The sequence below is a fragment of the Pseudosulfitobacter pseudonitzschiae genome (assembly GCF_900129395.1).
Classification (GTDB): domain Bacteria; phylum Pseudomonadota; class Alphaproteobacteria; order Rhodobacterales; family Rhodobacteraceae; genus Pseudosulfitobacter; species Pseudosulfitobacter pseudonitzschiae.
In genome coordinates this window covers 244,194-257,985 of the sequence record NZ_FQVP01000002.1, presented here as the reverse complement: position 1 = coordinate 257,985, position 13,792 = coordinate 244,194, and the positions used below count along the sequence as shown (strand labels likewise).

General features: G+C 63.6%; 7 protein-coding genes. 2 read left to right on the top strand and 5 right to left on the bottom strand.

Going from position 1 to position 13,792, the window contains the following annotated elements; genetic code table 11:
* The 3 genes from BUC08_RS05620 to BUC08_RS05610 form a co-directional block, all read right to left on the bottom strand.
* The gene (locus tag BUC08_RS05620; RefSeq protein WP_051694359.1) at positions 1-4,326 is read right to left on the bottom strand and encodes a translocation/assembly module TamB domain-containing protein; all 4,326 of its coding nucleotides are present in this window, start codon (positions 4,324-4,326) and stop codon (positions 1-3) included.
* Positions 4,323-6,125 (bottom strand): autotransporter assembly complex protein TamA, encoded by a 1,803-nt coding sequence (locus BUC08_RS05615; RefSeq protein WP_159436678.1) that lies wholly within the window; start codon positions 6,123-6,125, stop codon positions 4,323-4,325. Before BUC08_RS05615 ends, BUC08_RS05620 begins: the two co-directional genes overlap by 4 nt.
* Positions 6,126-6,328: 203 nt before the next feature.
* Positions 6,329-8,077, bottom strand: coding sequence for a sugar phosphorylase (locus tag BUC08_RS05610; RefSeq protein WP_037926493.1), 1,749 nt, complete (start codon positions 8,075-8,077; stop codon positions 6,329-6,331).
* A gap of 228 nt (positions 8,078-8,305) precedes the next feature.
* Here BUC08_RS05610 and BUC08_RS05605 point away from each other — a divergent pair, with 228 nt between their 5' ends.
* Both BUC08_RS05605 and BUC08_RS05600 read left to right on the top strand, forming a co-directional pair.
* Positions 8,306-9,700, top strand: coding sequence for a sensor histidine kinase (locus tag BUC08_RS05605; protein WP_143186683.1), 1,395 nt, complete (start codon positions 8,306-8,308; stop codon positions 9,698-9,700).
* Positions 9,701-9,729: 29 nt separating this feature from the next.
* On the top strand, positions 9,730-10,737 hold the full coding sequence (locus BUC08_RS05600; RefSeq protein ID WP_037926495.1) for an LLM class flavin-dependent oxidoreductase: 1,008 nt from the start codon (positions 9,730-9,732) through the stop codon (positions 10,735-10,737).
* A gap of 537 nt (positions 10,738-11,274) precedes the next feature.
* Here the strand turns inward: BUC08_RS05600 and BUC08_RS05595 are convergent.
* Positions 11,275-12,843: a M10 family metallopeptidase C-terminal domain-containing protein gene (locus BUC08_RS05595; protein ID WP_037926498.1), complete on the bottom strand. Its 1,569-nt coding sequence runs from the start codon at positions 12,841-12,843 to the stop codon at positions 11,275-11,277.
* Positions 12,844-13,054: 211 nt separating this feature from the next.
* The gene (locus BUC08_RS05590; protein ID WP_037926500.1) at positions 13,055-13,735 is read right to left on the bottom strand and encodes a DUF1045 domain-containing protein; all 681 of its coding nucleotides are present in this window, start codon (positions 13,733-13,735) and stop codon (positions 13,055-13,057) included.
* Between the last annotated feature and the right edge of the window lie 57 nt (positions 13,736-13,792).

Below are 13,792 nucleotides of genomic sequence, written 5' to 3'. Positions count from 1 at the left end.
TTAATAGTCCTTCTCGAAGAACAGCCCCAGCCCGGTTTCCCCGTCGGATGCGACGCTGCCCCGTGCGGTGAGCGAGGGGGAGATCGTGAGGTTCAGGTTGACCTCGGCGTCGCCTTTCGCGCCGACGGTGACATCGGTGTAGATGTTGTCGGTCACGTATTTGCCCACGCGCGCGCCGGTTTCGCCGTTTTCGTCGGTCACGATGTCCAGATCGTCCAGCCCAAAGCGTTCGCGGATGCCATTCAGCAACCCGCCGCCCCCTTTGCCGGTCAGCGTGCGGACGGCGGCGGCCAGTTGCACCGCCTGCAAGGGCGAAATCTTGTCCAGGCCGCGTCCGAACAGCAGCTGTGCCAGAATTTCGTCGTCGGGCTTGTCCGGGGTCGAGGTGAAGGTGATCTCGGGGGCCGAGGCCAGGCCTTCGACGGTGATGCGGATGGTGGTGTCCGAGGCGCTGGTTTCCGCGACAAAGCGGATATAGGGGTCGAACCCGCCCTGAAGCTGGGCCGAGCCTTCGATGAGGTCCAGACGCTTGGTCAGGATATCAAAGCGGCCGCGGATCAGGTCAAAGCGTCCGATGGGGACAACGTTGGCGGTGGTGCCGGTGATGCGCAGGGTGCCGCCCAGTTCGGCGTCCAGCCCCCGGCCCCGCACAAAGATACGTGCGGGCGCGCGCAGGGTGATGTCGATGGGAAAGGCGATGCGGCTGTTGCTGCCGCCCGCTGCCGTGTCGTCCGGTTCCTCGATCAGCCCGGCGCGGGCGCGGGTGGCGCGCACGGCGGCGGGTTCGTTCACATGGGTCAGCCCGTCCAGCAGCGGCGCGGCTTCGGCGCCGCCTTCGGGCACGCGGATTTCGGTGGTGCCCAGCGTCAGGTCAGCCTTGATCGCGGCACCGCCGGTCAGCGCGCCCTGCACCGACCCTGTGCCGTTGATCGTGGTGTCATAAAGCTTGGGGTCGGTGATGCGGACGTTGTTGACGGCAATCGCCAGATCGGCGGTGTTGGGCGCGTCCAGCGAGACCGGACCGCTGATGCGGATGGTGCCACCTGTCGACACGGTCGCGGTGGTGTCCAGCGTGGCGCGGCCGCCTGCCAGGTTCACGGTTGTGACGATGGGGGCCAGCGTGATGTTCTGTTCAGGCAGCACAAGGCGGGCATTGTCCGTCGAAATCCGCCCCGAGACCGAAGCCAGCGCCAGCGGGCCGTTCAGCGACAGGTCGAACCGCGCCTGTCCGGCGGCGATGTTGGGCGCGATAAAGGTGTTGGCCAGCCCGATGGGCGCGGCCCCGGCCACGTCGATGTTGGCACGGCTGGCATCGGTGGCGACCTCGCCGCGCACGGTGGCGGTGGTGCCTTCGGGGCCGGTGGCGTCGATGTTGACGCGCCAGTTGTCGCCCACCTGCTCGGCGGTGCCCTTGGCGGTGGCGGGACCGTTGATGCCGTCGGTGAAAAGGCCGATGTCGCGCAGGCTGGCATCAAAGTTCAGCGTGGTGTCCGCGCCCGAGGTCGAAGCGGTGATTGCCGCCTGAAGCTGCGAGGTTTTCAGGTTCAGCCGGTCCACGATCAGCGGCTGGTCCGCCGCTTTGCGCGCCGCGAGGTCCAGCGAGCTGGCCCCGCGCAACAGCTGGTCCACCTGCGGGATGCCGGTGCCAAGGTTCTGCGCGGTGGCATCGGTGGTGATGTCAAAGGTCGCATCGCGGGGGTCGTACCAGCCTTTGGCGTTGATGTTCACCGCACCGGCAAGCTGGCGGCCTGCCAGCGCGGAATAGGGCGAAAGCGACTGCACGGCCCCCTCTACGGTGCCGGTGATGCGATGGGGCGCACCGTCGACGATGGGCACGACACCCGCGACACGCACATCGGCGCGGCCCGGACCGGTGGCGCGCATGTCCACGGCCCAGTCTGTGCCGGTCTGGCGCAGGGTGCCGTTCAGCGTTGCCGCGCCGGTCAGGGCCGGAGCCACGACCGAGGCATCGGGCACGCGGGCATCGACGCGCAGGGACCCGTCGTCAGTGCCCAGCGTGCCGGTGACGCTGGCGGTGATGTGGTCAGAGGCCAGACGGAAGGTTTCGATATTGGTCACGGTGCCGTCGCGGCGGGCGACAACGCTCAGCGTGCTGTCGCCGCGCAGCAGCCCGTCCGCCTGCGGGATACCGGCAGAGAGGTTCCGGCCTGTGAGGTCGGTTTTCAAATCAAAGGTATAGTCGCGCAGGTCCACCCAGCCTTGCGAGGTGATGTTGGCCGACCCGGACAGGTCGCGCCCCGCCAGTTGCGAATAGGGTTCGAGCGATTGCACCGATCCGTTGATGTCCGCGTTGATGCGGCCCAAGGCTCCCTCGACCAGCGCCAGCGTGCCGTCCACGTTCAGGTCCACCCCGCCCGGTCCGGTGGCGCGCACGTCGACGGTAAAGTCGTTGCCGGCCTGACGGATCGCGCCGTTCAGCGTTGCCGGGCCGTTCAGCCCCGGCTGGACCAGCGATGTTTCATTGACGCGTGCCGCGACTTGCAGGTCGCTGGCGTCGGAGGACAGGGTGCCGCTGACTGTGGCGTTCAACTGGTCTGTGGCGATCTCGAAATTGTCGATGCGGGTGCCGGTTTCGTCGCGGGCGGCGGTCAGGGTCAGGCGGCTTTGGCCTGTGATCAGCGGATCGGCCTGCGGGATGCCTACGGCCAGATTGTCACCGGTGCCTTGCAGGTCCACGTCAAAGGCGCCGGTGATGGGGGCAAAGGTGAATTGTGCGTCGAACTTGGTCGCGCCTTGCAGGTCTTGCCCCGAGATTTCCGAGAACCGCGAAAGGTTGGCGGCGGTCAGGGTCATGTTGCCCGCAACCGACAGGTTCAGGTCCTGGGTCATCCCATCGAGCTGGGCCTGTCCGGTCAGGCCGTAGTCGGCCCCCGTCAGGTCGATCTGGCTGAGCTTGAGCGGTGCGTCTTCGGTCCAGTCAAAATTCAGACCGCCGTCGATACGGGGGCCGACCGCTTCGGCCAGTGCGGTGTCGGTCAGTTCGATCCCGTCGATGGCATAGGTCAGTTGTCCCATCACACCGCCAAGACTTGCGCCTTCGCCCTGGGTCAGGGTGCCGTCGCCTTTCAAGGTGAGGGTGCCCAGTTTCAGCGTCGGCTGGTTCAGCCCGTTGACCGCGATGTCTGCGTCCCAGCCGTCGCCGGATGCCGCGTCAAAGCGGACGCCAAGCGTGGCGTTGTCGATCTGGGTCTGTTCGCCCGGCAGCGGCAGCAGGACCGGCGTGCCCTCGGCGTCTGCGATGCGCCCGTTCAGTGCAATGACCGTGGGCCAGCCGCCGGAGGCCAGCGCCAGGTTGCCGGAGAGCGTCAGCGAACGGGTGTTCAGGTCGAGCGTGTCCAGCGTCAGCCGGCCATCGGCAAAAAGCGTGCCCGAGGATTTCAGGGTGATGTCATCGCCAAAGAACGCGCCATACCGCGGGGCGAACATCGGGGCGATGTCGCCGCCAAGGTCCAGTGCAAAGCTGCGGTCGGTGGCGGGGGCCGTGGTGGTGCCGTCGTCGCCGGTTGCGGTGTCGGATGGCGTGCCCTTGAGCGTGACCGATCCGTCAAGGCGCGGGGTGTCGTCGGTGGCCAGCGTGATGTCGGCCACGAAATCGTCCAGCGGCCCCGAGCCTGCGACGGTCAGGTCAATCGACGGATTGTCGGGCAGCGCCATCAGGGTGGACAGGATACCGCCGTCGTCCTCGGACACGGTCAGCTCCAGGTCCAGCACATCGGTGGCATTGGCATAGGTCGCGGCAAGGGTCACCTCGCCCTTGGTGCCGTCCACGCGGTTGACCTCGATCCTGGCGGTGCCTTCGCCGTCGGCCAGTTTCGCCGAGCCGTTCAGGGTGATCACCGCCGCCTGTCCAAAGACCGGCTCGCCGATCTCGACGCGGCCGGCCTTGACCTGTTCGATGTTCACCGACACGGGCAGGTCCGGGATCGAAAAGCCGCCCGAGGCTTCGGGGGCGGGGACGTCGATGGTGTCGGGGGTGACCGGCTTGCGGGGCAAGAGCACCTCGGCCACGGAGAGTTCCGTGACCTCGAGCCGGCCGGTCAGCAGGGCCGAGCGGCTCCAGTCCAGCGACACGTCACGCAGGGTCAGCCAGATGCCTTCGTCGTCGGCGATGGTCAGTTCGTCAATCGTCGCCCGCGAGCTGAGCGCCCCGGCAAAGCCCACGATGCGCACCTGGCGGCCCGCGCCGGACAGGCTGTCCTCGAGGAAGGCCTGAAGGTAGCCGCGATCGTCATCGGATTGCGCGACGGAAGCATGGGGCAGGCAGAGCAAGAGGGCCGCCGACAGGATGATCAGTAACTGTTTCAAAACGATTGTCCTATGCCGACGTAGAATTGCACCCCGTCGCCGGTGTCGCCGCCCACGGGGGCCGCCACGTCCAGACGGATCGGGCCGATGCCGGTGTTGTAGCGCAGGCCGAGACCCGCGCCTGCGTGCCAGTCGCCGGCTTCGGCAAAGAGTGTGTCCGCCGCGATCATGCCCGCGTCCACGAAACCGACGATGCCGATGCTGTCCGTGATCGATGCGCGCACCTCACCCGAGACGCCGACAAAGGATTTGCCGCCCGAAAGCGTGCCGCCGCCCAGATCGACGCCAAGCGACTGGAAGGGTTGTCCGCGCACGGTGCCGCCGCCGCCCGAGTAGAACAGGAAGTCAGGCGGCAGGTCCGCCAGATCGGGACCGAGTGTCGAGCCGATTTGCAAGCGGCCCGCGAAGACCAGACGTTTTTCCGCGCCGACGGAGCGGAAGATGCGCCCGTCCGCAAAGAACCGCAGGCCTGCGTCGGAGTCGTCCAGCCGGACAAAGGGCATGGCCTCGGCCTTGACGTAATACCCCGTCGTGGGGTTCAGCACGTCGTCGCGGTGGTCCAGCGTCGCCGACACGGGCACGTTCAGAAAGAAGAAATCTCGTTCGCCGTAGAAGTCGTCAAATGTGTTGACATAGCGCAGTTCCAGCGCCGCTTCGGCCTGAAGGTGGTCGGAGAAGATGCGCGATGCCCCTGCCCCGATGCGGACCTGTTGCAGGTCATAGTTTTCTTCTTCCTCGTCCGAGATCGAGCCGTAGACAAATCCGTCGTTGTCGGTGCCGAAAAAGGCGGGGCTGTTCAGGCGTCCGGCCAGGCTGTAGTCGATGCCGCCGGTCTGGCTGCCGATGCCCGATATTTCGCCGTCGATGCGCAGCCGTTCCGCGCCGCCAAACAGGTTGCGGTGCATCCAGTAGCTGGACAGGGTCACCCCCTCGAACGACGAGATTTCAGCGCCGAACCCGAAACGGCGGGGTTTCTCGTCGACCAGTGCGAGGTTCACGTCCATCACGTCGCCGGGGCGCAGGGTTTCGGCCTCGGTCAGGGACACCGAGGAAAAGGCGCCAGTGCGGCGCAGGCGCTTGGCCACGGTTTCCAGTTCCTCGGGGGAAAACACGGTGCCTTCGGGAAAGCCTGCGATGCGGGCGATCTTTGCGGAGCGCACGGCGCTGTCGTTGGTCTGGACCAGGCGGCCAAAGGTGACGCGCGGGCCGGGAGCCAGCCCCAGGCGCACCGACAGCGTGTTCTGGCTGTGGTTGGCGGTGACGCTTTGTTCGGACAGGGCAACCTTGGCGTGACCGGCCTCGCGCCAGCCCTTGACGCCGCTGTCCACGGTTTCCTGCAACACGGTGCTGCGCGCCGGTGCGCCTGCGCGGAAGCCTTCGGGCGGGGTGTCGCCGGGGGCCAACGGGGCGATCTGCGCCACCCCGAGCGAGAATTGCGGGCCGGGGTCGACGGAGACCGTGGCCTGATTGATCTGTGCGGGCAGGTTGAACGTGGGGATCGACGCGGCCTCGCGGCCATCAAGCTTGATGGTCACCACGCCGCTGTAATAGCCCAGCGCATAAAGCGTGCGCACCAGCCGGGCATAGTCGGCATTGGCGGCGGCCAGCGCGCCGCGCGGGGTGGTTTCCGCATCGTCCGCAGCCGCCACGGTCAACGAGGCCTGCATGAGCGCCTCACGCAGGTCCTTGTCGGTGGTGGAGACATTGAAGCTGCCGATTTCGAGGGCGGCGGCAGGCAGGACCAGGCCGAGGACGGTCGAAACCGCAGTTATGGTTGCCTTGAATAGGAGTTTCGTCACGTTTTTAATAACCACAGAATGACAGGGCATTTGAAAAGACCATAACCAACCGCCAAGCGGGTCACCATCCGGTATTCAAACAAAATCTTGGCGCAACGGGGCGATGCGACTGTTTGAAGTTTGAACGTAGTTCGCACGGGGTTCGAGGCAATGGCTTTTGGCCGGCGCAATTTCGCCGATAGCGGGGGTTCATGGCCTGCGCCTCAGGCACGGTTGGTGATCCAGCGGCATTGATAGGGGGTCAACGTGATCTGCGCGGCCAGCGGATCGACCGTTTCGCCGGACAGCAGGTCGCACCAGGCCACGTCCTCGATCAGGTTCAGCGCCTCGGATGAGATTGTCACGGTTTCGTCGCTGATGTTGTGCAGGGCAAAGATCGACTGGTGGCGGTCCAGACTTTGCCGCCAGACGCCGAATATGCGGTCGTCGCCCATGTTCACGGTGAACTGGGTCGCGTTGGGGTGAAAGGCGGTTTGCTTGCCGCGCAGCTTCAGCCGCCCGGTGAGCGCGTCCAGCACCCGTGCCTGCGGGCTGGCGGGGTCATCGAGCAGGCCGCGCAGCGTGGGATAGTCCCAGCGGTGGCGGTTGATCGCGCGGTTCATGCCGCGGTGTTCAACGGCTTCGTGGTCGTTGGGCGTGGCCAGCAGCGAGTGGATATAAAACGCGGGGATACCTTCGAGCGACATGACGATGGTTTGCGAACAGATGAAGCGTTCGAAATGGTACTGGTCTGCGCCTTTGAACGTGCGTTCCAGTGCGGCGTAGAATGTGGTGTTCAGCTCGTAGGGGCTTTGACTGCCGTCCGGCATTGCGCGCATGGACACCAGCCCGCCGGTCGCACGCACCGTGTCGATGACCTGTTGTTTCTCGTGTTCGGGCAAGAGCCCCTCGGCGGGGCGCATTCCGATCCCGTCGTGGCTGGCGGTGAAATTCAGATAGGCACAGCCCATCGGTGCAGGCGGCATCCCGCGCTGCCAGCGGCGCAGGTATTGCGCCGAGCCGGACATCATCGCGTGCAGGATCAGCGGCGGCAGCGGAAAGTTGTAGATCGCGTGCGCCTCGTTTCCTGCGCCGAAATAGCTGAGGTTTTCGGCCTTGGGCACGTTGGTTTCGGTCAGCAGGATGATCTTTTCGCTGGCAAAGTCGCACAGCAGGCGCATCAGCTGCACAACGGCATGGGTCTGCGGCAGGTGGATCGAGGGCGAGCCGATTTCCTTCCACAGGAAGGCCACGGCATCCAGCCGGATGATCTCGACCCCGTTGTCCACATGCAGGCGGATGATGCGCAGGAATTCCAGCAGCACCTCGGGGTTGCGGAAATCCAGGTCGATTTGGTCGTGGCTGAAGGTGCACCAGACATGGCGCGGCCCGTTCGAGGTGTCGACCCGGCGCAACAGTGGCGTGGTGCGCGGGCGCACGACCATGCTGAGGTCATCCGTTGGGTCAGCTTCGAAAAAGAACTTGTCAAAGGGGGCCTGCCCCTGACGGTAGGCGTTGAACCAGTTGCCCTGGCTTGAGACGTGGTTGAGCACCAGGTCGGACATCAGTTTGAAATCGCGCGCGATGCGGTTGATGTCGGCCCAGTCGCCCAGTTGCGGGTTCACCGCGCGAAAGTCCGACACGGCAAAGCCGTCGTCAGAGGTGTAGGGAAAGAACGGCAGGATATGCACGCTGTTGAGCGCGCCGCGCAGGTAGCGGTGCAGGAAATCGTTCAGCAGGTCCAGCGGCTTGTGTGCCCCGTCCACAATCGAGTTGCCATAGGTGATGACCAGCGCATCGCGTTCCGACCACAGCGTGTTGCCGCGCACGCGCGCCCGCTTGCGGCGCTGGGTGCCCGCAGGCCAGAAGGCGTCGACGATCAGGCTGGCGAGGATGGTGGCATCCAGTTCGGGATAGATCTGCTGGACCAGGTCCTGGATACGACGGCTGAGGGATTGGGTGCTTTGGCTCATCTGGCTGCGCTCTCGAACTTGGCATTGCGTCTGCCTGTCATCGCAATCCCTGCGACTTGGACATTTTGAGCGTGGGCCGCCCGAACAGTCCCCCGATTATGGAGCCTGCTTCGCCGGGTGCAACCCGTGCCCCTGTGAAAGGGTGGAAAACTGGTGTAGCGCCTGATTTTGCGGCGAATCGCCCTTGTAGACTGCTGCCACTGCAAGCAGCGCAAAGTCGCCGCACCGGTGTCAATTCGCTTATGGAAAGACGGAAATTCGGTGACCTTTGGCTATTACGATGTACATTATCGGCAAATGAACCCAACCGAAGAAATATCCCGTCTGATTAATCTGGAATATTCAGACAAGCCCGAATGGATTGCGCGTCTGTTCGGCATTACGCTTGGCAGTGTGCTGCTGGCCCAGTTGACGCACAAATCCCCTGTGTTGCTGTGGTGCGTGGGCTTTGGGCTGGCGCATCTGGTCTATTATTTGTTTCTGCGCAGCAATCTGAAATCCGCCACCATGCGAGAGCTGCGCATCGCGCAGACCTTGTTCCTGGTGGTGCTGATCAGTTTCGTTTGGGCACCCGCCTGGATGGTCGCACAGGAAAGCCGTGCCGTCAGCCTGTCCGGAGCCGGATTGTTCGGTTGCGTGCTGGTCTATCTGATCCGGCGCAATGACGTATCGTTGTATGTGATTGTCAGCGAGATCGTGGTGATCTGGGGGACGATGACCAGTGTTCTGATCAAGGTCCTGCCGGAATTCAATGGGCTGGTCAGCCGCATCGGCCTTGTTATCTGCTGGATGGCTTTGGTCAGTTATTTTGCGCAATCCATGTTGCAGAGCCGGGCCTTGAAACTGGCAGAGCAACAGGCGCGCGACAATGCGGCGCAAGCGCAAAAGCTGGCGGCGGTCGGGCAGATGGCGGGCGGTATTGCCCATGATTTCAACAACCATCTGACCGTGATCAGCGGCAGCCTTGAGCTGTATGACGATCTGGAAGACCCCAAGGGACGTGCCGATTGTCTGGATGCCGTGCGGACGGCTGCGGATCAGGCCGCGCTGATCGTGAACGAGCTTTTGCTTTTTGCCCGCAGGACGCCGATGCGGCTGGTCAACCTTGATGCCAACGCACCGTTGATCGACATTGACCTGCTGGCGCGGCGCCTGTTGTCGCGTGAGGTCGAGATGACAATCGGGTTCCTGCAACATCCGACCTGCGTTCAGGCGGACCGCAGGCAGATTGTCACCGCGTTGCTCAACCTGATCGTCAATGCGAATGATGCGATGCCCAAGGGTGGGTCCGTGATTGTCCGGGCCGGGTTGGTCACCATCAGCGCGCCATTGACCGTTGCAGGCGGCCAATCCCTGCCGCAGGGACGCTATGTCAGCTATGATGTGCGCGACACCGGCGAAGGTATTCCTGCGGAACATCTGGCGCAGGTGGTCGAGCCGTTCTTTACCACCAAGCCCGAAGGCAAGGGCACCGGGTTGGGGCTGGCGATGGTGCTTTCCATCGCGCAAAGCCTGGGTGGCGGCGTCCTGATCCGGTCGAGCCAGCGTGGCACGACGGTGTCGGTGCTGCTGCCACAGGTCGAATGCAAACAGGTGGTTGGTTCCGACGATGCGGATACCTAGATTGATACCAACGAAAGGTATCTTCCGATATGCAACATTTCTCGCTTCTTGATCTCTCTCCCGTGCCCGAAGGGTCCACCGCCGCCGATGCATTGGCCAACACCGTCAAGCTGGCGCAGGCGGCCGAAGCTGTGGGCTATCACCGCTATTGGCTGGCGGAGCATCACAACATGCCGGGCATTGCCAGCGCCGCCACTGCCGTGGTGATCGGCCATGTCGCCGGAGCCACGAAACGCATTCGTGTGGGCGCAGGCGGCATCATGCTGCCCAACCACGCGCCGCTGATGGTGGCCGAGCAGTTCGGCACGCTGGCCACGCTTTACCCCGACCGTATTGACCTGGGGCTGGGCCGTGCGCCGGGCACCGATATGGCCACCGCCCGCGCCCTGCGCCGGTACATGGCGCCCGAGGACAGCTTTCCGCAGGATGTGGCCGAGCTGATCCAATACATGGAAGAGGGTGACGGCAGCGCGGCTGTGCGTGCCTTTCCGGGCGAGGGCACCAAGGTGCCGGTCTGGATCTTGGGGTCGTCGCTGTATGGTGCGCAATTGGCGGCGCATTTCGGGCTGCCTTATGCCTTTGCCTCGCATTTCGCGCCTGCGATGCTGGACGAGGCGTTGGCGATCTACCGGCGGGACTTCAAGCCGTCGGCGTGGCTGGACAAGCCCTATGTGATCGTCGCGGCGGGGGTTTGTGCGGCTGAGACCGATGCCGAGGCAGAGTATCTGCGGTCGTCGCAGCTGTTGTCCTTTGCGCGGCTGCGCACGGGGCGTCCGGGCAAGCTGCCTTATCCCGTGAAAAACGTCGAGGACCAGATCCCGCCGCAGGTGATGGCAGGGGTGCAACAGGCGATGTCGTGCTCGGCCCAAGGATCGCCTGCAAACGTGCGCGACGGGCTGGCACGGATCATCGAGGCGCACCAGCCGGACGAGTTGATGGTGACCGGCATGATCCACGATCACGCCGCACGGGTGCGGTCGTTCGAGATTGCCGCCGAGGCGCTGCGCAGTTTGCAGGGTGTGCCGGAGACGGTTTAGGCCCTGTGTTGGGTGCTATGTTAAAGCGACGCGATCCCCCGGATTATCTGAAGCTTGTCGGGGGGCCGTTCGCCACAGCAATTCTAGATGCCTGGCATTTCCGACCCAAACCGGACATTCGCTGCGACGCGCGTGAAGGTCAGGTAAGCGGACGATGCTGTCGTTAGCAAAGCCGCGCATCGACGGGCCGAGGTGCGGCGATGCAACTTTAGTGTCTGCCACTTAATGGCAGCCAAACACATCCGAGCTATCCGTCACGCTCAACAGCAGCCAAATCGCCGTGCCGTGGGGTGCCCGTCGATGCGCGGCGGCCTTCGGCCTCGATTCCGCGCTTGGTGGAATGCGGAACGCGCCCTTTTCGGTCATTCGCTGCGCGCGGCATGAATGGTCACATTCCTATTTCCCATGTGATGTGGGTCAGCAATCTGACACGCAAGACCGTTTTACCTGGCGCATTCCACGCTGCCCCCTGTCGCCGCATGAAAAAGCCCCGCGCGTCAGGAAACGCGCGGGGCCTTGATCTGTGCTTTGCCCCGATCAGGTCAGGATGATGTCGATGTCATTCAGCGTGATGCCTGCCAGACCTTCGAGCGTGATCGTTTCGCCATAGCCGTAATCAATCACGAAATCGCCGCCCACCGTGCTGCCGGTGATCGGGCTGGCGGATTTGTCGATGTCGATGACCAGCGTGTCAAAGGCCAGCTCGAAATCGGTGATGTGATCGTTGCCGTCGTTCTTGGCGAACTTGAACTTGTCGGCCCCTGCCCCGCCGGTCAGGGTGTCTTCGCCCTTGCCGCCGGTGATGATATCGCGGCCCTTGTTGCCATCAATCTTATCGTTGCCGTTTTCGCCATAGATGTAGTCGCGGTCCTTGCCGCCCCGGATAAAGTCGTAGCCGTTGCCGCCGTAGATGATATCCGAACCGGCCTCTCCGCGCAGGTCGTCGCGGCCATTGTTTCCGAGCAGCATGTCCTCGCCTTCGCCGCCATACAGTCTGTTGTTGGCGACGTTGCCGATCATCGTGTCGTCACCGGTCCCACCGATGGCGCGTTCGATCAGCGAGCGCGCGTCGCCTTCGTATTGCAGGGCGTTGAACAGGTGGCCGCGGGCATATTCAAATGCCGAAGCGCCGACGTAGTTGCCAGATTCGTCCCAGCCCTGGTTCAGCATGGCGCGCAGGTCGTTGCCGTTCACGTCAAAGTCGGAATAGCCGCCCGGTGTCAGGTCGATCAACAAGTCATTGGTAAAGTTTGACAGGTCATAGGTGTCCTTGCCATCACCGTCCCAGACGGTGCGGAAGGTCACGTTCGACAGGTTGTTGGAATCGTCGCGCGCAGCACCCTGACCGACACCGTTGATGAACATCTCGCCGGTGGTGGTGTCGAAGGTATAGACGGTATCGCCCGCTTCCTTGGTAAAGTCGGCACCGTACAGACGTTGCAGGGCCGCAATGTCATATATCATCAGCGTCTGGGCATAGTGTCCGTCGGCGTTGGTATAAAAGGGTGCGGGATCGCCGGTGTGCGAATTGTAGGTCATGATGGAATATTCCATCGAATCCTTATCGGCGGTCATGGCCCCGCCACGCGACGTTTCATGACCATGGGCCAGCCCCATTGTGTGACCGATCTCGTGCATCATGGTGGCATATGTGTAGGTGCCGATGTTCGCATCGTCGTCATAGTTCGAATAGTTGAACATCATGTCGCCGCCGGATTCACCCGAGTTCGGGTAATAGCCGAAGGCCGTGCCCATGCCGTCGGCGGTGGCAAAGCGCAGCACGCCGTCCGAACCGTTGTTGGTGGCGTCGGTCACATCTGTGGGCTGGGCCTGTTCCTCAAAGTCGATGTCGATAACTTTGGTGAACTCCAGCAGAGCCAGACGGGCCTGGGCTTTCCAGGTCTCGGTAAACTCGGTCTCGTTATAGGCGCTGTCGGTATAGTGCTTTTCCTCTTCATACTTGAGGAAACTGAAGGCCAGCGTGCGTGTCGCTGTCACATCCCATGCATAGCCCTGAATCAGCGCGTCAATGTCCTGATCGGCGTCGTTCGGATCAGTGTCATAGCCGATGTAGGTGGTGGGGTGAGTTCCGGTGTAAAGTGCCATGTGCGCAGTCCTATCAAAATGCATCAAATGTGTTCTGGAAATATTGTGAACAAATTACGGCGCGGGTCGGAACGGTGCAAGCTTGACGAAACAATAAACTGGCAAGTTGTCTGAAAGATAAGGACATTTTCCTGAGCGGCTCCACCCAAGGTTGACCTCACAAGCGATTATGCAGGCTGCCGTTGTTTACAGGGACTGTGATTCCGATTGGTCAGCCTGCCAGCGGCAGGCGGGCGATCTGGTGGAAACGGCCCGCGTCGTCCTGTCCCAGCAGTGTCAGTGCGTCGATGGTGAACGGGGCCAGCGGCAGCGCCGCGATGCGGTCGGCCATTGCGGCCTGTGCGGTCGGGCGGGTGTCCGGGTCCAGCCGTCCCGTCAGGGTCATGTGATAGCGGAACTGGTCCAGCACGTAAGGGTAGCCCCATCGCTGCAAATGCGCCTCTTGCTGCGGGTTCAGGCGGGCGGCGCGGCGTTTGTCCAGCTCGGCCTGGGTCGGTGGGGCGCGGTGGTGGTCCAGCGATTGCACCACCTGCCCCGCCAGATCGGCAAGGGCCGTTGCATCGCCCTGTGGCACCAGCGCAAAGAAGCCGCCGAGCCGTGCCAGTTCAAGCCCCTGCAAGGTCACGGCGGGCAGTCGCGTGCACAGCGCCGTCAGGTCGGCCAGCAGCGCGTCGGGGGTGCTGCCCGCGGCCAGCCGGAAGGGCGGTTTGATGGTGCCGTGAAAGCCGTAGGGATGCGGCGCTGCGGTGATCGCGGGCATGTCCAGCCCCGGCACCTGCGGCTGCGGCACGGCTGTGCCGGTGGCGCTGTCCCAGCCCAGCCATGCGGCCCCGAAGCGCGCGAGCGCCGTGTCAGGTGCTGCGGTGACATAGATCGCGTAGCGGTGGTACATGGGGCAGCCTTTCATGCGCGGTGCCCGACTGATGGCAAAAGACGCGGCATTTGCCAA

Coding starts and splice junctions, on each gene's coding strand:
- BUC08_RS05590 (WP_037926500.1), bottom strand. CDS start 13,735: ATGTACCACCGCTACGCGATCTATGTCACCGCAGCACCTGACACGGCG.
- BUC08_RS05600 (WP_037926495.1), top strand. CDS start 9,730: ATGCAACATTTCTCGCTTCTTGATCTCTCTCCCGTGCCCGAAGGGTCC.
- BUC08_RS05610 (WP_037926493.1), bottom strand. CDS start 8,077: ATGAGCCAAAGCACCCAATCCCTCAGCCGTCGTATCCAGGACCTGGTC.
- BUC08_RS05595 (WP_037926498.1), bottom strand. CDS start 12,843: ATGGCACTTTACACCGGAACTCACCCCACCACCTACATCGGCTATGAC.